We start from the raw sequence: 24,861 nt of genomic DNA on the forward strand, positions 1-24,861 counted from the left end.
GCTTTTCTAGCGCAAGGGAACGTTACTGCGCACAATTTTGCCATTCTGCTGAGTAATATAATGAACTTTTTGCTTGTTCTCAATCAGGACCAGATCACGAGTTTCCTGCAGGAGCAGCGTACTCTTGAATATTTTGAGGTCCTCCAGGAGCGGTACATATTCCTGAGCGCCTGGTTGGAGTCCTGTTGCCAACCTCATCAGGAGTTCAAAGAGATCCAGCGTGATCTCCATGCGTGGCGTTCTGCTCTCATGCTCAAGGATGAGGATCTCTGGAATTGCTTCGATCACCTCGCTGTGTTGTGGATGGTCAACGCTAAGCCGAAAATCGGCAAGGGGAAATTGCTTGAGCACTATGAGTTGATGTTCTTCCGAGGCCTCAACGGTTATGCTCAGTTGTCCTTGTGTGGCAATACCCGCGACGCCCGAACTGGAGCGCAAGAGCCCGAAAGCCAGTTGCGCTTTGAGCGCTTCCAGGTCTGCCTGACCTTTGAGCGCAGCAAAAAATGTCCCTGCGTGCTTATAGGGAAGAAGCTGTTCCCAGCGAAGGTGGGGTAATCCAAGGCTGTGTGCAATCTCATTTGGTGCTTCGAAGTAGAGGCGCCGTTTGAAGGCCGCGATCCACTCTTGTTCATTAGAGAAGCGCCGGCGCGCCAGATCTGTCTTGTCACGGAAAAGTTGCGCTCGCCTGGCCTTGTGTTCTTCTTCCTGGTGAAAATGGAGAAAACGGTCAAGACGAGGATTGGAGAATTGGCCAGGATCAAGGGTAAGGAAGTCGTTAAATATCGCATCGAGCCGCTTGCTTTCCTGGGGCGCAAAGACAAGTTGCCAGTAGTCGTAGCGGGTCAGATTTGAAAGATTGCTTCCACCCTGATATATTTGATGGACATCGCTGCAGCCAAGGTCGCCGGTCGCGATGTAGGCGATTGCCGAGCGCAAATCGCGCATAGTAATGTGCTGCTGCCGTCGTAGGTGGGTGAGCAGAAAGAGCTGCTCCAAGCGATGGGTAGTGTTAGCCTTATTAAGCTTCTGGATGTTTTTCCGAATGGGACAGATAGCTTTCGCGCTGCATCCCTGGCAGATTTGCCAATTGTCGATATCAAGTAGCGACAGCAGGATCTCCTGGAAGATGGAAAGGCCGTCGCTCTCAGGTAATGCGACAAAGGCACGCTTCTTGAGGTCAATAAGCCAGGCCGGACGATCTTTTAGCTCCGGGCCCTTTACACTGAGCTGACGCGATAACCAGCCGAAACGTTGGCGGTAGCGCGAGAAGAAGTCGAGTAGGCGGCCATCATTAATAGCTACCAGAACGGTCAAAGGGATCGTGGCTTGCTCTTCTCCTTCTAAACCTGCCAGCTTTTGGCTGAGTTGTTCGTCTGCACTCTGCCCCCGATTGGCTTCAGAGGCGTCGTAACAGCTACGATAGACATGGCCCTGGTAGTGCCATTCCCAGCCGCTTTTATCGGATTTTACTTCTTTGCCACCTGACTGGCTTATGTGTTGTCGAACACGTTCAAGAAAGGCTGTCTTGCCATCGCCTGGATTGCCAGAGAGAAAGATAACTCTGGGTTTGACTTTGAAGAGCAGCGGTAAGAGCTCGCTATCTAGTCCGGTATCGACATAGGTGTCGCGTACGAAGTCGTTGTCTAAGCCGCGATTATTTTCGTTGCCGAGCAGACTATTGCGGTAGAGGCTGCGTAACTTATTGACCCAGGGATTAACGAGCAGGGAAGAGGCCTGTGTTTGTTCGGGCGGCACAGTCACAATCTCAGGGGCTAACAGAATAGTTTGCAGGTGCTCGCGGAGCTCTTTCGTGCTAGTGAAGCGCTCCTCAGGGTTATTGGCAAGGGCTTTGAGCAGCGTTTCGGCCAGCCTGAGCCTTATAGGATTGGTGACGTCGGTGGGAATGCCCAGGCTGCGCTCATAGCCGTGGCTTGTTTCCTTAAACGGGAGCTGTCCGGTAAGTGTTTTGAATAGAACAACCGCTGTCGCATAGCGGTCACTACTAGCTGGCGGCCTGGAGGAGGTAAAGGCTTCCGGGGGAAGATAGTGCAGGGTACCAGCCAGGGATTTTTCTACATTGGTAGGGATAGCGAAGCCGAAATCAATCAAGACCGGGCGCTGATCATCCTCGTGCAGAATAATGTTGGAAGGCTTAATATCGCGATGGAGAATATTGTGTTTCTCAAGCTCTTCGACGGCGCTCATTAAGCCCAGGGCAAAGTTCCACCACTTATCGATACTCCAGGGCAGCTCTTGCTCAACTTCCTGCAAAGTTGGCCCGGGAATACGGCTCATTTTGATGTGCACATCATTAGTCAAGGGAGAAATTTCATATATGCGTGGCAGGTTGGGATGCTGTAATTTGCAGAGGGCTTTAAACTCGTTCTTGGCCTGCTCAGCTGCGGCCGACGAGGGATTAAGAAATTGCTTGAGTGCGAACCATTCATCACTGATCTCATCGAATGCCAGGTAGGTGCGCGCCGTGCTGCCCTGGCCAAGGATGCTGTGCACAATATAGCGATTGTCGAGGCGTTTCTTTTCCTGAATGCTGGCCTCGATCTTGAGGCGTTTGCTAAGATCTCTGAGCGTCTGGGCTACCTCCGAAGCTCGTGGCCGTTCCTCGTATTGCTCGGTACCACAAATCGCTTGCAAACACTCAGTCAATTCCTGAATAATCTCGGGAGGAAGCGTTGACCAGTGCGCTTGGAGATCTTGGATCTGGGCGGGCTTATCGGGCTCTGTTCGTAGCTCTTCCATGGAAACCTGTGACCAGCGTTCCAGGAAGATAAGTCCCAGGCTAAAGACATCCGAGGTTGGCTGGGCGAACTCGTAGCCATAGGCAATTTCTGGCGCTGCGTAGGGATCATCGATGGTCAATGCATCGAGTGAGGAAGCAATGGAATGGCCATGGGTATTGATTCTGGCGGCATAAAAGTTGGTGAAGGCTACACGAGTTTTGTTGTGTTCGGTGACAAGGTGGAGTGCTTCGGGTGAGATGGCGCGATGGATGATATCATGCTGATGAATAGTCGCCAGGCCCTTAAAGGCCTCAGTAGCTATTTGCAGGTCTTTAATCAACTCATCGCGCGTGCGCGGCATCACAAAGGCGCTAATGGCCTTCCCTGGTAACGGTTTGATGGGTAGGATCAAGAAATCTTCCGACCAGAGAAAATGATCGTTCATATCGGGGACCAGACCAGTGGAGTGAAGCGCGTTCAAGGCTTTGTACTCACGTAGGTAAAATTGACGCAGTTCTTCGCGATGTAAAGAATTCTGGCCCAGGTCATAAACTAGCAGATGACGCGGCTCCTGCGTCTCTATAAAGGTTGCGCGCCACAAGCGAACTCCCGGGCGCAGTTGAATGGCTTCCTCGATCTGGTAAGACTCATTTACTTGCTGAGGAATGTCTGGCCGATTGGATAAGTCGTACAGATTCTTCTGAATCAGGTGGCGGTTTTGTCTGACAAGCGCGCTGCCGCCCTGCTGATCCAACTTTTGCAAGCTCTCGCAAAGCTGGGGAAGGAGAAAGATGTTTTCTCTGGCCAGGCGATCCTTGATAGGTGGCATCTGCGTCAGCGCAGAGAAGACCACTCCCCCACGCACGTAGTGCTCTTCTACCTTGCTCAGATCAATGATATGCGAGCGCAGATGTCCGGCCATGATCTTCGCCACAATATCTACTTTACGTAAAGGGCTGCGTTCAGCCGAACCATCATGACGCACCCATTGCATTTCATCTCCCCGGATGCGGCCGCGCCAGGATTTTTCGTCGAGTAGAAAGATCCAATGATTTCCTATTACAATGAAGTCGATCTCGAATGTACGACCGTTATTAGTAGCCAGAGTTTTATTGCAAATAACAACCCACTGGTTGGGAAGTTTTTCCAACTCTTGAGCTACCTGCTTCTCTCCAGATGTAGCGAAATCACCCGCTGAAAAAATTTTAGCCATGAACACTCCTTACCAAATCAAATAACATGGCCTATAGTGATGTTTGTTGTGGCCTGGCAAGCGGATTGTACGAGAATTTGCTTTCGCTTGCTGAGACCTGGCAACCCTGGAAAGATGACCAAAGAGTTCACTGCCGGAGTAGAATGTTAAGGGATGGGTGTATATTGCCTGTCCTTTAGAAGTTCCGTATATGCTTGTCTAAACACTACCACTCTTTGATCGTCCCAGATGTATTGCATTAAATTTTTGCGCCTAGCAAAATAAGATCAGTATTAAGCGCATGATTGCTGCTATATTTGTTTGGAAAATAAGTCTTTGGAATTATTCCTTTCAAATACTATTGACACTGCTGCATTATTATAACGTAGACAGAGACGAAGTAACAAGTACTATCGGCAATATAGTTGGAATATGTGGAATGGGCATCGCTGGTAACTTTGCCTAGAAAGGCTATAGAACTGTAGGTAAGAATACCATATGCAATAGAATTGCTGGAATCCTGCCGTCATCCCGCTTTATACTCGAATTGTCCATATTTCAGCGATATGATATGTTTGCATGATAAGTAGGTAAAGCTTAGTAAAGATACCTGTGAAGCTGCAGGGAGTCGATATAATAGAGAGATTGTCTGGAATAAAAAGCTACGTTCAGAGAATGTGCCTTTATAGAATACAGAGCAAGCCTTTGCTGCCTGTACAAGATGTATCGATGGATTAAAATATATCAAGCGCATGGTTAATCCGAGCATGATTTGTGTATAATCTCTCACAAGAAAAAAGTTTAGCGCTAGATGATAGTAGCTCTTTAACTTGCTTAATGAGAAGATTGCTTGCCGCTAAGGCAGCATGTTGTAAAACATGCTTTCAATTTTTGAAAAGTGAGGTTTTCCCTTATGCAGCTTGATAAGACGCGAATTGGACCAGAATTGCACCTGGATAATGGCTACAGTGTGCGTGAGACATTGTTGCGTATTGAGCCTCGGGTCGATCTCTATATTCGGGAGAAGTGGATTCCAGGGAAGGAGCAGAAACTTCCGGTGGTACTTCTCCATGGTGCCGCGATGGACAGTGCGGGTTTCGATGTGCCCTTGCAGGATGTTTCGCTTGTAGATGCCCTCGCCAGGAATGGATCTCGCACATTTGCCTTCGATTTTCGGGGTCATGGTCGCTCCAGTCGTGTAGAGAATGGGCAGGCAGTCACCGTCGAAACATCGGTAGTTGATACGCTTGAAGTGCTTGATTATGTGCGTGAGGTTACTGGAGCTAACTGCGTTGTTCTTGTTGGTGAAAGCTTTGGTACGATGGTTGCTCCTGCCGTTGCCGAACAGCAACCAGAACGCGTTGCCGGATTGGTCCTGTTAGGCCTGATACATTCTTCTACGGCTATCCCACTTGATGAGCTGCTGGAAGAGGCGCGCCAGGCTCCCAGTGGCTACGCTTTTACGACCGAGGAAGAGTGGCCGGAGCTATTTATTCCTTCAGCTTCTCCCGAAGTAACAGCCTGGCATCAGGCTCATTTTGGGACAGCCTATGCCTATCCTGTTGGGCCCTATTTAGCGGCAGATAAGCTACCACACACTAAGGCCCCGGAGCGTATCAACTGTCCGATTCTTGTCGTGACTGGTGACCTTGATCCATTTGCGAGCGAGGCCGATACTGCAGGCTTTCTGGCCTCCGTTGGCACAACACAGACCCGACATATACGACAAACAGGAGTGGGACATCTGCCCTACGTCGAAAAGCTGGCAACAGACGTCCAGAACGCTGTTTGCGAGCTGGTCAACGCATGTAGCGCCGAAAAATAGTTAGCCCAGATCAGTATAAAATGGAGAGGCCTTCCAGCTTTGAACACATGACTTGAAAATTTGCTGCCCAAAGGCGAAGACCTCTCCAAGTTAGAATATCTCCTGTTATCTAGCCCTCTTCGCGATCGGGTTGAGGATCTTGCCAGGATTCAGGCATCTGAATTTTTGCATCAAGGCTTGCATATTCTTTGAGCAAATAGAGTAGGTTGCTGCCGCTGAGTAGTTCTAATGGCTTGCCTTCAGCGAATTCAAAAGAGGCCTTGCCGTATCCACTAGTTGTCACAAGAATGCCTTTTGAAGCTCCCTCATTTTGTACGGTTCCATAGAGATCACGTACGGCACTTACGCCAACTGTATGCTTATAGCGTTTAGCCTGGATGACAACCTTTCCGCCGAAAATAGGACGAGGATCGAATGCCACGCAATCCACTCCTCCATCGCGTGATGCTTGTGTTTGTCGTGCTTCCAGGCCCATCTTCTGAAACAAATTGGTGATCAGCGATTCAAATTCTGAAGGAGTAAGCTCCATTAAGTTGGGGCGCTGATCCAAGCCTGAGAGCACATCAATCTCCTCAATAAAGCGGGGATCAACCATATTAAAATCCATAACTGGTCTGACTGGAATGAGCTCAGCCGGACTTTTAGAAATAGATGCATTGAGGGTAGCAAGGCATACCTGAGGGTCCACCTGACTCAAATTCAAGCCGGTAAAGACATCCCGGCTGGTACGAACAGTGATAAGACATGTGCGGATTGCGTGTCCAGTTCCCTTGTTTACGCTACTGGTATAGCCATTAAACGCCACTGTATCCAGCTGTTTCAGACGATCTGCTTTGAATAGCTCGTAAAGAGTGCGAAGCGTAATCTGAGCAATGGCAGAAACGTATAAGGCTTTTCGCTGTGCAAGCGGACGAGCTGTTGTTGTCACACTATCTTTTGATTTTACATATTTGTAGGAGGCTATTTCAGGAATGAGCTCAAACGGGGGGAGATCATATTCAACTACCAGCTGCCTTGATTCTGGAACATAAGCAAGCTTTGGGTGCTGCGGAAAGTTGTCGGGGTAGGAGCTTGAAGCAAGAACCATGCTGAAATAATCGACGATGCTCTCTGGAGAACCAGAGAGCAAGCTTTTCTGAAACTCATCTATCTCGGCGTGTTGTTGGGCAACTCTTCGTCGTTCCTCGATAATTTGTTGTTCATATTTTGCTTTCATCTGTACGAGGGCTTGCTGTCGCGCATTTTCACGTGCCATATAGGCTGCCATTTGCGCCCTATACATATCCTGCGCCTGCACAACTTCCTGCGCATATTTTTCTTTTGCCCCTGGTAAAAATTTCTGAAGACTATTCTGCTCGGGCGGCCTATAGGGTTGTGGAGGAGCTACCGCGATAGCAAGAGGACCTGGATTAAAGGGTGGAAGGTTAGGAGCTTGTTTAAGCGTCTGTAAGTCTATATAAGGATCGGTTGACAAGGCGCTCTTTAGAAGGTGTTCAAATAAGCTGACCTGCTGATCTAGTTGAGCATTCTGCCACTGGACTTGCGCTATTCTTGATTGGGCGTAAAGCTTTTCCTGTTCTTTCTGATTGGCAATTCGTGCTCGCTCATAGTCTTTTTGTGCTTTCTCAGCATCTTTTTTTGACTTCTCTTGCTTTTTTTCGAGGGAACGCAATTGAGTTATTTGTCTTCTTTGAACTTGTTCCAGGGAACGCAGTTGGGCTGCTTGTCTTCTTTGGGCTTCTCGTTGTGCTTGTACTAATGCCTGCAAGAGACCACTTCTTCGCGTCATTGCATCTTTCTCCTTCTCCACTACACAATGCTTGTTATTGTGTGATCCTCACTAATAGATTGGTAGAGCTTAATAGTAGCAGAGAATGAAGAGCGCTGCAAGATAGAAAGATTTCTAGTATTATTTGCTGTTTGGCTTGTATCTTCTCTTTACAATCTAGGATATGGGATAGAACATGCACCTATCCTTATCTGTTTTCTTGCAGGCCATTCTTTTATATGTTCCTTACCCATGAATGGAACAGAGTTCAGTTTCTCCCTTCCCTTTTGATCGCTTCCTTAATACCATTTCCCGGCTCAATCGGGAACCCATCCTCATGACAGCGGGAAACAGCATTGGGTATGCTTGGGCATGGATGGAGAGGGAGGCGGCATTTCACAACGAAAGGAAACTGAAAAGAATGGTGCATATCACTACTCATGATCTCGTTTCTCAGGAAACGAAGCGCAATCCCTGCGCGTTTTATGCTCAATTGCGCGAACAAGGACAGCTCTACCACTTTACCGATACGGATGGGGCATCGGCCTGGCTTGTGATAAACTATGACGATGCCATCGCCCTTCTGACTGACCCATGTGTGCAAAACCAACATGAGGTGTCTACGCACGATCAACAGGCATCCTCTCAGAAGGACGTATCCGGGAATATACAGAACGAGCCTACCCATGATACCCCCAATTTTACCCGCCTGCGTCCGCTGGTTGCCAAAGCGTTCACGCCACGCATGATCGAGCAGTTGCGCCCACGTATTCAGCAGATCACTGATGAACTACTGGATGCGGTGTTGGATCAGGGACACATGGATCTCATTGCGGATTTTGCCTATCCGTTGCCCATCACTGTCATTTCTGAATTGCTGGGCATTCCCGTCACGGATCGCACGTCTTTTCGCGCCTGGTCACAGGCCATTGTCAATACCCCCGAAGATGCACACCAACAGGCCGTCCAGGCTTCCGCACGCCGGGAGTTGACGCGCTATATAACGACGCTGCTTTCCGAAAAGCGTGCCCATCCAGGTAGTGACTTGATGAGCCGTCTCATCCAGGTCGAGGAAGGTGGAGTGCGCCTTGGAGAGCACGAGATCATTTTTATCGCCTTCGTCCTGCTGGTTGCCGGGCATGAAACGACTGTTAATTTGATCGGCAACGGAGTTCTGGCATTGTTCACGCATCCTGACCAGCTTCACCTTTTGCAGCGCGACCCCTCCTTGATTGCCTCCACCGTCGAGGAACTGTTGCGCTATTCGCCTCCGGTGAGCCTGGCTTTCCCTCGTGTCGCTGGAGAGGACATCTTTCTGCATGGCAATGTCATACGCAAAGGCGAGAAAGTGTATATCTCTTTGAGTGCGGCCAATCTCGATCCGCACCAGTTCCCTAGGCCAGATGTCCTGGATATTACGCGCCAGAAGAATCCGCACCTGGCCTTTGGCAAGGGCATCCATTTCTGTCTGGGTGCGCCGCTAGCCCGTCTGGAAGGACAGATTGCGCTTGAAACAGTGCTGCGGCGCCTGCCTCAGCTAAGCTTGGTCGATGATCCCGAGCGGCTGACCTGGAACCATAACCTCTTCTTGCGGGGAGTTACCAGCTTGCCGGTCACCTTTGCCAATAAACAGTGAAAGAGAGAGACATGCAAAAAACTAGCAATGCCCTTTGCCCTTCTACGATCACAAGCGACGAGTCATCCGCGCCTGCCCTTCTCTTCACTATCCGGGGCAAGCCGGCCAATCCCTGGCTGGCATTGGCCGCGCTCTGCCTGATCTCTATAACCTCTCTTTTCGATGCCAGGGCCTTGCAAGTTGCCCTACCCTCGCTGCAAGCAGCTCTGGGAACGGATCTGACTACCATCTCCTGGGTGGTCAACATTACCAGCCTGGTGACGGCCATTCTATTCATTCCTGTTGGCCGTTTTGCCGATCAGTATGGGCGCAGGCGCTTGCTGCTGCAAGGAATGCTCATTTTTGGTATAGGTAGTGTCCTGTGCGCACTCTCGCCAACTGTGGCTGCCCTGACAGGCATACCTGCTGTTAACTGACTGACCGGCTTTCGCATCGTTCAGGCGATTGGCTTAGCGCTGCATGTCGTGGTTCTAGCAACGATTACGGCTCTCTTTCCTGCAGGAAAGCGCGGCAGAGCTATTGGCATCTATATGGCCTGCTCTGGCCTGATGCAGGTAGGCAGCCCGCTGCTAGGAAGCGTCCTGATCGCCCATCTGAATTGGATCTGGCTGTTCCTCGTTGGTCTGCCTTGTAGTCTGATCGCCCTGGTGCTCGTGGCCTGGTTCGTCCCCGAAACTAGCGATGTTCGCCTTGGCGGGCACACCGACTGGCCCGGGATTGTCAGCTTGTCAGTCGCCCTACTCTGCCTGGTTCTGGCCATACAGGGAAATGCGTGGGGCTGGATGGCGGCATCTTCCTTGCTGTTGGGTGGGATCGCCCTCGTCGCTCTGCTACTCTTTGTGCTGATCGAGCGAAGGCAAAATGATCCTATGATCGATTTCAAGGTCTTCAAGATTCCCAGCTTCAGCATCTCCAATCTTATCGCCTGCCTGGATGGGCTGGCCGTGCCGGGCACACTGCTACTGCTGTCTTACTATCTCATTACTCTGCTGGGATACACGCAGATTCATGCCGCCCTGATTTTGCTCGCCATTACTGCAATGACCCTGGTGGCCGCCGCGCTTGCAGGCATCCTCAGCAGCCGGATCGATGTGCGGCTGATTGGCATTGTTAGTCTGAGCTTGTTGGCCCTGGGTCTCTTCCTGCTTAGCATCACCTCTCTCAAGACCAGCGAGAGTGCCATCGTCGGCTGCTGCGTGGTGATCGGAGCGGGCATGGGCTTGATGGCGCAGAGCCTGCCAGCCATCGTCTTGTCTGAAGTGCCCCGCGCCAGGCTTGGCGCGGGCAGCGGCGTCTTTACGACCTGTGGGCAACTCTGTGCAGCACTTGGCGTGCCTCTGCTGTTGAGCATCTTTCTGGGTCAGGCACAAATAAATATGCTCTCGGCACGAGCGCAAGCTGTGGCTCTTGTGCAAGTAGATACCGCGCTTCCTACGTTCCTACGCGCTCACATTGTAGCGCACCTGAACAGTATAACGGTGAGCGGCGAAGGCAGCGTGACCGTGAATCTGCCAGCCTTTGTCGAGCATCTACCAGGCAGTACGTCGGTACAGATCAGGGAAGAGGTCAGCCCCAATCTCACGGCCCTGAGTGCATGTATCAACAGCCTCTTCAAGATCCAGGCTGTCAAGGCCTATCACACAGCCTGGTTGGTCGCCGCGCTCATGATTCTTGCTGGAATGGTGATAACTGGCTTCGCATTTGTCAGGCGCCGACCTCTCACTGCCCGCAGGCCGTAGCCGGATAAAGCGAGGAGGATGCTATAGAGTAAATAGTTTATCGGGAACAGGATGCATACTCTCTCGCTTGCCTTGTTCCCGAACTGGAATGGAGAATATGCTATCATGACCAACACAAGAGAGATGGGCAATAGGCAGGAGGAATGATGCAAAGAAAGTTCTCATGGTGCTTGAGAAAGTATCGTATAAACTATTTCCGGCAGCGCCTGTCAGCGTTGCTGCAGATTCTGGAGGCTGGAACGAACAGGCGGCAGCCCTTCTTGCTGTGGACTGCCCGCGTTCTCTGGTGCTTCGGCATATTCTCCTTGCTCGTGGAGGCCTTCGTGCGTTTTCCCTGGCTCTTTACCCAGTATCAGCACGTCTGCGCCGAGGCTTCTTGCGGGCTGGCTCCGCTCCAGGCGCAGGAATTACAAACTCTTCAGATCCCGGCTACATGGTACATCACATACCAGATTGTGCTTGTCTTTTTGCTTTCCTGCGTGTGGTTTGCTCTGGGCATCGCTCTTTTCTGGCAAACAAGAAAGAGGACCGATGTTGGTGTGCTGATTGCCTGGGTCGTCTCGCTGGTCCTGGTGGCCTATGCAGTAAACACGGCCCTGCCATCCTTTCCGCGTCTCTCCATTGGACTGGTCAGCTGGGTACGTGTCTTTGGAGAGACATTGCTCTTCCTCTTTTTCTACTGGTACTGGCGCATTGCGCATCGACAGCAGCGGACGCAGACCAGAGCCATCGTCAAGGCAATGCTCTTTGCCAATACTGTCGCTCTCCTCACAGGTATTCTCCTGATCAAGTTTCCTCACCATATCCTGTTCGTCGTTGTGCTAGACACCCTCTTCACGCTTGCGATGCTGCTCGTGCCATTCGCACTTGGGCGTGCTATTGTACAGTATCACTTCTGGGAAGTACATACCCTCCTGAATCGCACCCTCACGTATGGCGCATTAACAATGTGTATCCTTGGCGCTTACGTGATGATTGTGGGCGGATTGGGCTGGCTTCTCCAGCGCCCGAACAATCCGCTGCTTTCCTTCCTGGCGCTGGGAACTATTGCAGCGCTGTTCCAACCTCTGCGCACATACCTGCAAAGCTTGGTGAATCGATTGCTCTACGGCGAGCGGGACAATCCATTGGCAGTGCTGAGGCGCTTAGGCCAGCAGCTTGAGGCCACGTTGGCGCCAGAGTCTGTGCTGCCAGTAATCGTCTCAACGATTGCTCAGACGCTCAAACTCCCTGGCGCAGCCCTTGTGCTCAAAGAGGGCGAGACATGGACCGAGGTAGCCCGTTATGGCGCTGAAAACTGGCAGTATACGCTGAGGTTGCCCCTTACCTATCAAGGCGAAGCTCTGGGAAAGTTGTGCCTTGCCCCACGCACCCCTGGCGAGAGTTTTTCCTCTACAGAGGTGAAAATGCTAGGTGAAGTGGCAAGCCAGGCCAGTATGGCAGTGCATGCAGGACGGGCGACACGAGATCTTCAGCAGGCACGTCTGCGCCTTGTAAACACACGCGAGGAAGAGCGCCGTCGTCTTCAGCGTGAGCTTCATGATAGTCTTGGTCCGACTCTTGCCAGCTTTTCGCAGCGCCTCGATGCTGCCTGTCAGCTTGTACATACCGATCCGCAGGAGTCCATCGCCCAACTTCAGGCCTTGAAAAAACAGACCAGAGCCGGGCTGGCTGAGATGAGGCGCATGGTCTACGCGCTCCGTCCTCCAATCCTGGAGGAGCTGGGACTGCTGGCGGCTATCAGGGAGCAGATCATCCCAGGGGCTCGGCATGCACAGATACAGGTTATCCTTGATCTTCCCGAAGCACTTCCACCCCTATCGGCAGCCGTAGAGGTAGCTGCGTATCGTATTCTTCAAGAAGCTCTTACCAATGTCGTTCGCCATGCCCAGGCCCGGACCTGCCACCTGCGTCTTTTCGCTACATCCTCAGGATGGCTTATCATTGAGATCAGCGACGATGGCATTGGCGTGCCCTCTCCTATAGTGCCAGGTGTTGGCATCGGCTCGATGAGAGAGCGAGCCGCAGAACTAGGAGGAAGCTGCTCGATTGCCGCCAACGTGACGGGAGGCACACAGGTTTCGATTCGCCTCCCATTTCCTATAGAAAGAGGAATCCTGTGATAGATGCAATTCGTCTCGTGATTGCCGATGATCATCACTTTTACCGGGAAGGAGTGCGTACGATGCTGCGCGCGATCCCAGTGATGAGCGTGATTGGTGAAGCTGCCAGTGGCGAGGAAGTGATCTCCCTGGCCATCCAACAGCAGCCGGATGTCATCTTGATGGATATGAAGATGCCGGGGATTAATGGCATCGAAGCGACGCGCCGCATTCTCCAGCAGTTTCCCCGGATAAGTATACTCGTCGTCACCATGTTCGATGATGACGATACCGTTTTTGCCGCGATGCGAGCCGGAGCGCGTGGTTATCTGCTCAAAGATGCTGATCAGGATGAACTTGTAAGAGCGATCACCGCAGTTTATCGAGGGGAGGCTATCTTTAGTCCGCTGATTGCCCAACGGATGATCCACTACTTTCACGCCCTGCCTTCAACAGCAGCTGCACTGGCCTTTCCTGACCTTACAGAGCGTGAACGTGAGATCCTCCAACTCGTGGTCCAGGGGCAGAGCAATGCCGCGATTGCGAAACAGTTGACTCTCTCACTCAAGACGGTACAAAACCATGTCTCCGCCATTCTCAATAAGCTGCAAGTAGCAGACCGGACACAGGCCATGATGCGAGCAAGAGAGGCAGGACTAGATCGGGAATACCGTAGAAACAAGCAAACCTTCTGACTCGCCATTAGGAACAGGGAGCGAGAATTCTTTGTGCTAATGAGCCCAGATCAGTATAAACGGGAAAGGCCTTCCTGCTTTGGACATATGCCCTGAAATTTGCTTACTATCCAAAAGTGAAAGCCTCTCCATATTAGAAGGATACCTGCTTTGACGCAGCTTTAGCACAAGTTAAGGAGTAACAGGTCCTCCGTTTGAGTAAGTATTGCCGCTAAATGTATTGCCGTCCCCGTCAGGATTCCAGTATGCGACTGGGCCGTAGACGCCAACGGAAGGAAATATCTCGGTTGAGAAGACGTTATTTGTGATCTTGATATTTGTCGATCCGTTTCCGCCACAGTAGAGCGCATAGGCGCCACCAGCAATCCAGTTGTTGTCGACTATCGAGTTCTTCACGCTCCCTGTATCAGCGAACAGACCCACGCTAGCTGAGGCGCCGGTAGAGGCTGTGGTCTCGTTGATCAGGGTATTATGACGAATGATCAACGGCTCAGTAGTGCCACCATCAGAGATGATATCATCAGTGTGCTGATATTCTCCACCGAGATTGACGAAGGCTTGTATGTCATGAACATAGTTGTCATGGATGTTGCCTGTGCCCATCGAGATCTGATCGCCGAACTGTGAGATATTATTGTAAGCAACCTCAATACTTCCATCTCCCATATTGGAGACTGCATAGTCCTCACCCCCATTGTCAGGCCCTTTGCCGGGGACACCTGTGATCGTGCAGTGAAGGACCTTCAGGCCACTATATCCTTGACGTTGGTTAATTCCCCACCAGTTAGTGGATGTGATACGGCTGTTCTTGATAGTCACATTATTGGCATAGACGTCAAACGAGCCAGTCAGGTCAACTCCGTCGATCACCGTATTATCATCATTGATTGTGATATTTCCGCTCTCACTCTTAGGTTGGAGACTAGAAGGAGCACCAGTATTACTAGCATCTGGGAAATTGCATGAACTAAATGTACTACACTTTGTGGGCGATGTTGGCGTAGGATCTGTGGTTGTTGGGGTTGGCGCAGGTGAGCTGCTAGTGGGGGTTGGTTGGGCAGGAGGGGTAGACGGTTGTGGCGTTGGAGTTATGGGCGATGAAGATGATTGTGGCGAGAAGAGTACATCAACCCAATAATTGCTCGCCTGATAGCTTGTCCTGGGAAATCCTCCACCATATGTATAGACACCGCCATTTTTCAAGGCCGTCAATACTCCTGTGGCTGTGTTGTGCTTCAAGGCGTTATAAGCATAGGCATAGTGTCCGCGAGGAGCAAAGTAAGAAGCTACGTAAGTGGTGCCGGCTGTAATTGCCACTTGACTGCTAAAATTCACTTCTTGCCAGCCTGTCTGGCTTTCCTGGCTAAAGGTGGCTTTGGCGAGCAGGTGCCCGTTCGCGCTCCAGAGGCTACCAGTATGCGTTCCACTGTTGCCGACTCCCTTATAAAAGCGAACACCATACACTTCTCCGTTTACATTGGTCGTGAAGCGTAGGCCGAGCTCGATAGCTTTATCATCGTTTGCACTGGTATTGGTTGGCGTCGTGTTATTCCACAAACTCACAAGCGTGGGATGAGCAGCAAATACATTGTACACTGAAGCTATGGAAATAGCCGTAAGTAGCCCCACAAGCACAAGCGACGTAGGCACTACCAGCCTGGAGTGGCGCTTCCACAGGCTGGTGTGCTTGCCTGGATATCCTGGGTCAGGTGAAGCATTTGCAGATTGGTAAGGATCTTGATCCGTTGTTTTCTTCATCAAAAACTCCATATAGATAAATTTAACTTTCATCGCGAGGAAGCTTGTATAGATTTTTAAAGTATGAGGCAAAAGAAGACAATGATGTTGGTACCACTACCTTAGTTTTTTTCCCTCCTTTCTACCTTTTAGAGGTATACAGGCTTCCTTTTCTCGGAGATAGAATGGTTGTCAGGCTTTCTGAAATACAGCCAGATTTGCATAGCAAGGGAGGCTGGCGCTCTACGATAGCGAGACCCAGATCTTAGCAGGCAGGGCTGCAAAGTTCAGGTTTGGGCAAAGATAGCAGTAGCGACCGGCGATCTGTCATATATATGTCACCTGAATATCATTGATATGTGCTTCTCAGATGGATTATTCCCGGGTACACTCTTCACAGATTCCATCCTGCTTGGGATGGCGTGGGGAGAAAATAGCGCCTGGTTATCTATTTGATGATGCTTACTAAGTCATAGTTGCAGATTGTTTGAGGCCGTTATATGGACCTTGAGCAGTTTGCCTGGGAGAAAGGAGTAACATGTCTATATGGCAGCTTATTGTCAGCAGCGAGCTCAAGATACTACGCTGAAACAGGTGGTAGGTATCAGCGATGTCCGATGGGATATCGGCCATCAGCGCATACATATTGGTAATAAGGTCTTTACCTTCACACGTACCCAATATCGTCTTCTTTTCCCTTTGCGCCATGGGCTACCAGTGATGTATGCGGAGCTAGCTTGTAAGGTCTACCAGTGCGCTGCTGATGACAAAGTACGTATAGCAATGGATAAGCATATTGATAAGATTCGCAGCAAGCTTCGGGGTTCGGGGCTCTATGTTTACTGCATTCTTGGTTATGGCTATATTTTGCTAAGCGAAGCCTCTGATGGCTTTAACTGCAGTTAGCGCCAGCTTACGTTATCGATATAAACTGAGACCACGCCGCTTGGCGACTTACAGTACAAATCAAGCCCGATGGTAGAGATGGGCGGGGCGGCTAGAGGAACGGCATATGTCAGTCGATGCCAGGAGCCTGTAGGGAGTGCGGTTATGGCTCCATCGTACCAGATTCCTCCGTTATGGTTCTGGTGCGTGCTCTGCAGGGAAATGTCTGCAGAAACAGGGGCGGAGCCTGCCACATAGACATCAGCGCTAATGGTTTGACCAGCCTGGATGGTAGCAAGTTGGGGAATGCCGCTAACGAAGGCGTAGGGATTATCGGGCCCGGTAGGGGTGCTGAAACTTGCCTGGAAAGAATGGGAACCGTCCTTGGCATAGGCGCTCGAAATGCTTCCCTTTCCGTTGAGCATACGCCAGCTCTGGCTATCTGTTTCAAACGAGAAGACGCTGGCCGCAGATGCCGGCTCAGTGCGCTGTGTAGTCTGAGAAGTACTGGTAGTCGATGGTAGTGGACTAACAGCTACAGGCGTTTGTTTCTGTCGTGTGGTCATGGTTGATAGACCTGTTGTTGGCCTGGCCTCTGTTGGTGGAGAAACTTTTGTTTGCGGGATGGCCGTATGGGAGGTGAGAAGGGCGTAGAGGCCTATTCCCGTGCCACTTATCAGGATGATGAGGCATATGGTAATGATCAGCGGCGGCCTATACCAGAGTATCAGTTTATAGCCTGGAGAACTGACCTCAGGTTGTATATGTCTGGATTGTTGCAGCCTGGCCGGCTCCGGAACTTCGGAGGATTGAGCAAGCTGCTCAGAGGTGGGTGGGGAATAAAGGCTGAGGTTCTGCGCGTGCCCCTCCGGAGCTGGCGCTGTCAGAAAACCAAGTTCCTGAGCATTCTTCTCAAAGAGCGCACATAGTTTTTGTTGATGGTAGGGCTGGGGAAGCCTCTCCTCACGTTCCCAGCGTCCTACAGTTGCAATGTCCACTTCGAGCTCTTCCGCGACATAGCTGCGTGACCAGCCGCGCGATTCTCGTTCCCAACGTAATGGGGATGACGATACCTGCTTTTTCATAGCTTTGCCTTTGCAAAGTCCAGCTTTATTGTCGGCTAAAAATGATCATTGGTAGCTTGAACAAAGCATAGCAGATAGCGCATGCCCTGTCACGTAGCTATGACTAATATGTCATTGGTAAGCTACGCCTGAAGCTAGTTAACGAGAGCTCAAAAGGATCTGTGAGATCGCTCTAGCTGCTTCGATTTTTTTATCAGATAAGCGCCTATCGAGCTTTATAGCTCAATGTCAGCTTCAATGCAAGCGCTGACAAAATGCTGCTCTGGCTTTATATAAATTTGAGGCTATAAAAATCATTATTGCATACGAGTTGCTAACTTCTCCTGCTCATTGTCGTGACCTTTGTGCCAGCCGAGGCCAGCGTATAGATGTACTTGCTATCGACTGACACCATCTGTGGGTCTGTGAGATTTCTCCCACGTCAACCCACAGACTTGGTAAAAATATAGGGCCTCCCGCTCATGTTTGAGCAGTTATTTGGCCCTCCTGTACTAAGCTGGAAATGTACAAGGTCGAGCTTAGCTATACATCGTTAATCTGCCAACTCTTTATTATGCTGCACACGCTGGGATGGCAAGTATTCTATGTTAGTTGAGGGAAAGTTGGCTAGATGTTCCTGCATGCATAAGGCCCCAACTGTGCGAACCTCGTCAATCAGAGCGTCAAGATCTGCCTGACTGGTAGCATAATGCATGATGCAGGCACGAAGGACCAGGTGTTCTTTTAGCATAACATGGTGCAGAAAAACCTTTCCTCGCTCCTGTACCATCTCTGTGAGGCGTTTATTGAGCATATTCAAAAACTCTTGATCTCTTCGTTCAGAGGGAACATACCGGAAACACACAATACATAACTCGGCGGGAGCCATACATTCGAGGTCGGCATATTCGGCGATACGTTCGACGAGATACTGCGCCAGCGTATTGTGATGAGCAATCATATGCGCAAGACCATCGCGACCAGCGTAGCGTAGCACTGCTCCTAGAGGGGCCGCGAGAAATTGTTGGGTCTGTTTAATATTGTATTCTGCAAATCCTGGCAACACTCCACCAAATCCTTTGCCAGCCTCAAGCCACAAATAAGAAGGAATCTTGCTGAACGACTGGCGCAACCATTTCCCTTTGCGTACCAATAACGCAGAACAGTCAATGGGTACATTTAACCATTTATGCGGATCAAGAGCAAGCGAGTGCGCTCGATTCATTCCTATATAGAGATGAGCCTTGCGCTCATCGAGCACGCCAAAGCCTCCCATTGCACCATCAACATGGAGCCAGAGCCCCTCCTGCTCACAAAGATTGGCCAGGGCTTCTAGCGGATCGATCGCGCCGGTTGCTACAGTTCCTGCCGTAGCGGCGACGCAGCAAGGACGCAGCCCTTGTTGACGGTCTGCATCTATAGCCGCTTTAAGGGCCTTGAGATCCATTTTAAATTGACTATCTGTGGCAATAATCCTTGGGGCTCCGAATCCCAACGCCTCTGCCGACTTAATCAGGCAGCTATGGCCCTCTTCAGTGGCATATATGATGAGACGCCGGTGGTCATGCTGCATTCCTTCCTTGCGAGCATCCCAGCCATCATTGATCGCAGCCCATTGTCGTGCTGCTGCCAAACCATGGAACGATGCGAGAGAGCCGCCTTCTACCAAAATGCCCATACTTCCCTCATCGCTTGGATAGTCAGCATCAACTGGAAAGCCAACCAACTCCATGAGCCAGCGAATGACAGCATAGGTTTCGTAAAGGGCGGCGTGGTCTCCATTTGCCATACTCGGACTGGTAATAGTGGCTGCCAATTTCCATAACATTCCAATGGGGGCGGCACTCGAATTGACCCAGGCAAAAAAACGTGGATGATCGTTACCAAAAGGATATGGGAAAATCGTCTTTTTGTAGAAGGCAAGAAGATCCTCGCTGGATTGGCCCTCAATGGGCAGGGGCTGACTGAGAAGTGCCTCGCGCGTATCTTCAGGCACACGTTGGTATACAGGACGTGCTCGAAGATCACGCAAAGCGAGAGTGGCAGCATCGATGAGCGCATAGCCAAGACGCTGGAACTCCTCTGGTGTCATGGCCAGAGGAGAAGATAAGTCAGCTCCCTCTTCCCAAACGGGGAACGGGGAATTGTGTATCGAGTTAGTCATCGTTATCCTTTCCTGCTAACATTTTCTTCCATGTCGATGCTGACTCGATATTTGGACTTTTCAGTTTCTATCATGTATTGTCACTTCTCCTGCTTATATTCGTTAAGGCAAGACAATCTCACTGTCGGTAGATAGCCTTTTGCGTTTTCTCGGTAAGCCAGTAAATGCTTGATAATTTATACCCGGTGAACTGAGCACTTCCAGCAGATTTTCATATCCACGTCTGAAGTTGACCTGAAAAAATGTAGCTTCAGAATATAGATGTAGACTCATCTATGCTTGCTTCGCTTGCTCAAAGGCAAGCAGGCCCACATTCTGTATGCTGAATGGCAACGTGTGGAGTGAGAAAAGCGTTCCAGAGGCTTTGAGCGCTGCATGCAGGTATGAGCACCCGAAACTCTTTCTCTGAGAGAGGAACATCTTTTGGCACTTATGAGAAGGTGAATTTCCTCTTCCTGGGAAATTTGATGACCCCTTTCTGGATAGGCCTGGTCATCGGGCTCGGCAAACTCCTTGCCCCAATGGTAAAAAGTCCCTTTGGCAATATCCAGATCCTGGATAATTAAAATCATTGGCTTGCCACTGGTTTGTGCAAGCTGGGCTGCTTTTCTTTAAGGAAAACTTTTGTGTAAATGTACGCTATCTCCTTGGCACAGCTCTTGCCCGACCTTGGGAAGCCTGCTCCCTCAAGTTTACCTTCCATGTTTTTCTGGGTCAAGCCCCGCTCGACTTTTGTTTCATGTTGAAAGCTGACTTAAGTACTGTATTATTGGCTTTCCAGTACATCCTTCAATCTCCCAGCCCCAAGATAAGCAGGAATACCAGGGTATGGGGCCAGGCAATGCTGTTGCCCTCGATAGAGACTATCACATATCTCGTGCTCCCAGCTATCCGGCCTCAATCAAACACTCAGCAGTGCTACGCTGAGACAGGGCCGCAATTGAAATGCTCGATTGTATACTATTTATAGAGGGGTAGAGCTACTCAAGATATTGGGCGTGAACAGCTTGAGGAGCATTTATTGATAATCGTAGAACTATGCAGATAGCTCAGGGGAAGATGAAGGCAGCCTGAAATGTCTATTTCTCTACTGCTCAGCTATTCTTCATAGCAGCTACGAATCCCGAAAAAAGGCCTTGAGATTTACGTTACGTGAACGCTTACAATAGAGCTGTCCTTTGAACTGCTTTCTTGAGCTCAGGAAGCTGGGCCTCTCTTGATCAGATTCAATAGATGGAGAGAGAACGTTACCGCCGACTCTACAAGATTTTCCTCTATAGTTAAAGGAGAAATCATGAAGCTTAATAACACGATTCTGGCGCTAGCTGCCATCACTACCGGGGTAATCGCTGGCTTATTCTTTGGCTATCAAGTCAGCGTCATTCCAGCCTTTAAGACGCTCTCGGATGCTAACTATATTGCGGCTATGCAGGCCATTAATGCTGCTATCCCTCAAGATCCATTCTTTGAGTTTAGTTTTCTTGGTGCTGCCGTTTTTTTGCCCGTGGCAGCCTATCTGCACCGAAGATCCCTACGCTCGCTGCGATTTCTATTGTTAGTTGCGGCAACTCTGCTGTATCTCATAGGGACACTAGGAATAACCATAGGAGCCAATGTGCCTCTCAATGATGCGCTCGCTGCGTTTTCGCTTCACTCGTCAACACCCCAACAAGCTGCGATAGCGCGATCTTCCTTCGAAAGCCCATGGAATGCCTGGCATCTGATTCGCACCATTGCCTCTATTGGCGCGTTAGTTCTAGTAATTGTGGCTTGTCTTTCTCCGGGCCTTCGTCCTATGCCAGCTCGCCGCAGTGAAAAAACACGCTAAAAAGAGGAGTGGACGAGTGAGAGCTACCCTTGCCGGAAAAACTGCCTTGATGACAAGGGTTTCATCGAGCAGTAGCAAGGAGAAAAGAGTATATGGATATTGCAGCTTTTACCAAGCAAGACGAGCCTGACAGAACGCGCCAACACCAGCAACGAAAAGGGCTTTTTGGGTAAGCCTGGCCTTACAGTAGATAAGTTATTGTGGATAAAAAGAAAATGCCTCAAGCCATTGCTCTTCTTGCTTGAGACATCATAGTGAAATGTTAAGTGCCGGTGGAGAGATTCGAACCCTCAACCCTTGCGGGATCTGTTTTTGAGACAGACGCGTATACCGTTCCGCCACACCGGCATGTCGCTCGCAGAGCGTATAATAGCGCATCTGGAGCTTCATGTCAATAGGCTTAGCCTATGAAATAGACGAAGCCTCAGCAATTTCTATCCGGCCGAACTTACCGATGGCCCGGAACTTCTGATAGCGCTGTTCTAAGAGCGTATCAAGGGGCATCTGTTTGAGTTCATCCAGATGTTTGAGGAGTGCTGCCTTAAGATTCTCGGCGGCCTGCTGATAGCTACGGTGAGCACCACCTGCAGGCTCTGGGACGATTTCATCGATAATGCCAAGAGGTAGCAGTTCGCGGGCGCTGATGCGCATTGCCTCGGCGGCCTGAGGTGCATGAATTGCATCGCGCCAGAGGATCGAGGCCGCTGCTTCAGGGGCGGCTACTGTATAAATACTGTGTTCCAGCATCAAAATACGATTTGCTACGCTGATAGCCAGCGCGCCGCCGCTGCCCCCCTCACCGATTACCGTTGCGATAATAGGAACACGTAAACGAGCCATCAAATAAAGGTTAGAAGCAATCGCCTCGGATTGTCCGCGCTCCTCATCCATAAGCGAAGGTGAGGCGCCTGAAACATCGATAAGCGTAATCACTGGCATACCGAACTTCTCGGCCTGCTGCATCAGGCGGTACGTCTTCCGATACCCCTCAGGATGAGGCATGCCATTATTGCGCAGGATACGCTCCTTCACATCGCGACCCTTTTGATGGCCAATAACCATGACCGACTTATCGCCAAGACGTGCCGGACCGGCAATGATGGCATGATCATCGCCAAAGGCGCGATCACCATGCAGTTCAAAAAAGTCGTCGCACATAAACTTGATATAATCTGACACATACGGTCGATCTTTATGGCGCGCGACTTGAGCCGTCTGCCAGGAGGTCAGATTCTTATACATTTCCGCAGTGCGCCGGGTCAGCTCTCCTTCTAATTCCTGGAGCTGCTTATGCTCCTCTGGCTTGAGACGATCGCCTTTACGTTGCAAGGCAGTGATCTTCTTTTCCAGCTCAGCCAGCGGCTTTTCAAATTCTAGATCGTAGGCCATTACATGTTACCCCTGTCCCTATGTTGGTAACGCGAGATTCGCGATTTTTATGAATACAGATGGAGAAGCTGCGCCAGAGTTTGTCGCAACTCACGGCGATGGACAACCGCGTCGACCATACCGTGTTGGAGACCAAACTCAGAATTAACAGTCCCTTCGGGCAGCTTGATGTGCATAAATTGTTCAATGACGCGAGGTCCAGTAAAGCAGATCAAGGCGCCAGGCTCGGCAATAATAACGTCCCCGAGCATAGCGAAACTGGCTGTCACCCCACCCGTTGTAGGATCTGTTAACAAGCTAAAATAGGGAAGGTGGGCTTCGCCGAGCTTTGCCAGGGCTGCAGATGTCTTGGCCATCTGCATGAGAGAGTAAAGCCCTTCCTGCATACGGGCGCCGCCGGAGGCAGAGGCAATGAGTACCGGGATATGGCGTTCAAGGCCGATCTCAATAGCTCTGGTAATCTTTTCTCCCACCACTGATCCCATACTGCCACCAATGAAGCGAAAATCCATGATAGCCAGGGAGAGAGGTTTGCTGTCGATTGTGGCGTGGCCAATGACAACCCCCTCGTTTAAGCCGGTATTTTGTCGCTCCTCGACTAGCTTCGTCGCATACGCCTGGGAGCGGCTGACGAACTGCAATGGATCGACAGAAATGATATCCTTGTCAGCTTCAACAAAGCTTCCCTGGTCTGTCAAAAGCTCGATACGCTCATAGGCAGTCAGTCTGAAATGATAAGTACAACGCGAGCAGACCTTAAGATTCTTTTTCCAGTCGCGCGCATATAAAATCTCTTTACATTTTGGACATTTAACCGCAATATTGCCTATTGAGGGCAAACTTGGCGGTGTATCGTTAGGCGATGTTTGTCCTGTAGATGGAATAGCCGCTTCTTTGACCATAATGAACCCCCCATCAATCTTATGTGAAGAGCGCCTCTACGAAACTTTTTGGCTCAAAAGGTATCAGATCTCCGACCTTTTCTCCAGTGCCGATAAATTTGATAGGCACTCCTAAATCATCTGCGACGGCGAAGGCAAAGCCACCCTTAGCCGTGCCATCTATTTTTGTGATGATAACGCCAGTCAAGCCAATGTTTGCCGCAAAGGTACGCGCTTGCAATAAGGCATTTTGACCGGTGGTGGCGTCGATAACGATCAGCAGTTCATGGGGCCCATCAGGAACGAACTTTTGAATAATCTTATTAAGTTTTTTTAACTCTTCCATGAGATTATTTTTGGTGTGCAGACGGCCAGCTGTGTCGACAATGAGGACATCGCTACCGCGCGTAAGCGCAGCCTGTATCGCGTCATAGACTACAGCCCCCGGATCAGAGTTTGGGCTCTGACTGATGACCGGCACTCCAATGCGTTCTCCCCATACCTTGAGCTGATCAATAGCTGCTGCTCTAAACGTATCGGCGGCAGCGAGAGTCACCTTGTGGCCTTCTCGGGTGAGGAGATGGGCCATTTTGGCTATACTGGTAGTCTTTCCCGAACCGTTGACACCAATAACTAGAAAAACAGTTAGTGGTGATTGCTTGGAGAAGCGTAGAGGAGATGGTTGATCAAGAAGGGAAGTCAATTCTTCGCGCAAAGCTCTTTGCACCTGAGAGCCGGTACGCATTTGTTCTTCTTCTGCACGTTGGCGTAAGCGATCTATAAGCCACATGCTGGTATTAGGACCTACGTCCGCCGCCAGCAGTGATTCCAATAATTCATCCCATAACTCTTCAGTAAGTGTATCATTTTCCTGGACGGTCTGGCTCATCCGACTAAAGAATTGTCGGGTACGACCCAAAAAGCCCAGGCGTTGCTCAGCCTCAGGATTTCTCTCTGCTCGTTCCTGAGCAGTCCCTGGGTTTTGTTTTGGGTCTTCTTGAGGTTTCTGCCCAAAGAATCGATTGAGCACCTTGATTATGACTCCTTTATGAATAAAGGTTCTGAAGCGGCCCTACCCACCTAAAAACTCGAAGAAGAGGGCACAGCACCACCCTGTTACAATAGGGCGATTGTCCCTCTATACAAATAAGGCAAAAGGAAAGAGCAATACACCTTCCTTTTGCCTCCTTCCTCTTCACGCCACGAAAAGATAAAAAC

15 protein-coding genes, 1 tRNA gene and 1 pseudogene are annotated in these 24,861 nt (G+C 50.3%); 8 read left to right on the plus strand and 9 right to left on the minus strand.

Going from position 1 to position 24,861, the window contains the following annotated elements; translation table 11 throughout:
* Positions 1-6: 6 nt before the first annotated feature.
* Positions 7-3,951, minus strand: a complete 3,945-nt coding sequence (gene mads6, locus EPA93_RS43970) for a methylation-associated defense system protein kinase MAD6 (protein ID WP_129893630.1) — start codon at positions 3,949-3,951, stop codon at positions 7-9.
* An 892-nt stretch (positions 3,952-4,843) separates the two neighbouring features.
* Between mads6 and EPA93_RS43975 the strand changes: the two genes are divergently transcribed.
* The gene (locus tag EPA93_RS43975; protein WP_129893631.1) at positions 4,844-5,755 is read left to right on the plus strand and encodes an alpha/beta hydrolase; all 912 of its coding nucleotides are present in this window, start codon (positions 4,844-4,846) and stop codon (positions 5,753-5,755) included.
* A gap of 109 nt (positions 5,756-5,864) precedes the next feature.
* On the opposite strand, the gene EPA93_RS43980 is transcribed toward EPA93_RS43975, so the two are convergent.
* Positions 5,865-7,544: a restriction endonuclease gene (locus tag EPA93_RS43980; protein WP_129893632.1), complete on the minus strand. Its 1,680-nt coding sequence runs from the start codon at positions 7,542-7,544 to the stop codon at positions 5,865-5,867.
* A gap of 400 nt (positions 7,545-7,944) precedes the next feature.
* Between EPA93_RS43980 and EPA93_RS43985 the strand changes: the two genes are divergently transcribed.
* From EPA93_RS43985 to EPA93_RS44005, 4 genes and pseudogenes are all read left to right on the plus strand, one after another.
* Entirely contained in the window at positions 7,945-9,159 is a 1,215-nt protein-coding gene (locus EPA93_RS43985) for a cytochrome P450 family protein (RefSeq protein ID WP_129893633.1), read from the plus strand.
* Between the two features lie 11 nt (positions 9,160-9,170).
* A pseudogene (locus EPA93_RS43995) lies at positions 9,171-10,898 on the plus strand (MFS transporter).
* A 143-nt stretch (positions 10,899-11,041) separates the two neighbouring features.
* Positions 11,042-13,021, plus strand: coding sequence for a sensor histidine kinase (locus tag EPA93_RS44000; RefSeq protein ID WP_129893636.1), 1,980 nt, complete (start codon positions 11,042-11,044; stop codon positions 13,019-13,021).
* Positions 13,021-13,695, plus strand: a complete 675-nt coding sequence (locus EPA93_RS44005; protein ID WP_129894837.1) for a response regulator — start codon at positions 13,021-13,023, stop codon at positions 13,693-13,695. The genes EPA93_RS44000 and EPA93_RS44005 overlap by 1 nt, the downstream gene beginning before the upstream one ends.
* 171 nt (positions 13,696-13,866) lie before the next feature.
* Here the strand turns inward: EPA93_RS44005 and EPA93_RS44010 are convergent, their stop codons facing one another.
* On the minus strand, positions 13,867-15,453 hold the full coding sequence (locus EPA93_RS44010) for a DUF4082 domain-containing protein (protein WP_207229363.1): 1,587 nt from the start codon (positions 15,451-15,453) through the stop codon (positions 13,867-13,869).
* Between the two features lie 525 nt (positions 15,454-15,978).
* Between EPA93_RS44010 and EPA93_RS44015 the strand changes: the two genes are divergently transcribed.
* Entirely contained in the window at positions 15,979-16,338 is a 360-nt protein-coding gene (locus tag EPA93_RS44015; protein ID WP_129893638.1) for a response regulator transcription factor, read from the plus strand.
* Here the strand turns inward: EPA93_RS44015 and EPA93_RS44020 are convergent.
* Complete coding sequence (locus tag EPA93_RS44020) at positions 16,335-17,402, minus strand: helix-turn-helix domain-containing protein (protein WP_129893639.1); 1,068 nt, start codon at positions 17,400-17,402, stop codon at positions 16,335-16,337. The two genes, EPA93_RS44015 and EPA93_RS44020, sit on opposite strands and share 4 nt — an antisense overlap.
* Positions 17,403-17,934: 532 nt before the next feature.
* On the minus strand, positions 17,935-19,545 hold the full coding sequence (locus EPA93_RS44025) for a pyridoxal phosphate-dependent decarboxylase family protein (RefSeq protein ID WP_242527257.1): 1,611 nt from the start codon (positions 19,543-19,545) through the stop codon (positions 17,935-17,937).
* 383 nt (positions 19,546-19,928) lie between these two features.
* Here EPA93_RS44025 and EPA93_RS44030 point away from each other — a divergent pair, with 383 nt between their 5' ends.
* On the plus strand, positions 19,929-20,111 hold the full coding sequence (locus tag EPA93_RS44030) for a hypothetical protein (protein WP_129893640.1): 183 nt from the start codon (positions 19,929-19,931) through the stop codon (positions 20,109-20,111).
* Between the two features lie 728 nt (positions 20,112-20,839).
* Positions 20,840-21,373 carry an anthrone oxygenase family protein gene (locus EPA93_RS44035; protein ID WP_129893641.1) on the plus strand — a complete coding sequence of 178 codons (534 nt, stop codon included), beginning with the start codon at positions 20,840-20,842 and terminating at the stop codon, positions 21,371-21,373.
* Between the two features lie 267 nt (positions 21,374-21,640).
* On the opposite strand, the gene EPA93_RS44040 is transcribed toward EPA93_RS44035, so the two are convergent.
* The 4 genes from EPA93_RS44040 to ftsY all read right to left on the minus strand — a co-directional run bounded on the left by EPA93_RS44040 (position 21,641) and on the right by ftsY (position 24,673).
* Positions 21,641-21,721, minus strand: a tRNA-Leu gene (locus EPA93_RS44040).
* Positions 21,722-21,778: 57 nt separating this feature from the next.
* On the minus strand, positions 21,779-22,762 hold the full coding sequence (locus EPA93_RS44045; RefSeq protein ID WP_129893642.1) for an acetyl-CoA carboxylase carboxyltransferase subunit alpha: 984 nt from the start codon (positions 22,760-22,762) through the stop codon (positions 21,779-21,781).
* A 47-nt stretch (positions 22,763-22,809) separates the two neighbouring features.
* Positions 22,810-23,664 carry an acetyl-CoA carboxylase, carboxyltransferase subunit beta gene (gene accD / locus EPA93_RS44050; RefSeq protein WP_129893643.1) on the minus strand — a complete coding sequence of 285 codons (855 nt, stop codon included), beginning with the start codon at positions 23,662-23,664 and terminating at the stop codon, positions 22,810-22,812.
* Positions 23,665-23,683: 19 nt separating this feature from the next.
* Entirely contained in the window at positions 23,684-24,673 is a 990-nt protein-coding gene (gene ftsY / locus EPA93_RS44055; RefSeq protein WP_129893644.1) for a signal recognition particle-docking protein FtsY, read from the minus strand.
* Positions 24,674-24,861 lie beyond the last annotated feature (188 nt).

Source organism: Ktedonosporobacter rubrisoli (assembly GCF_004208415.1).
Lineage (GTDB): Bacteria > Chloroflexota > Ktedonobacteria > Ktedonobacterales > Ktedonobacteraceae > Ktedonosporobacter > Ktedonosporobacter rubrisoli.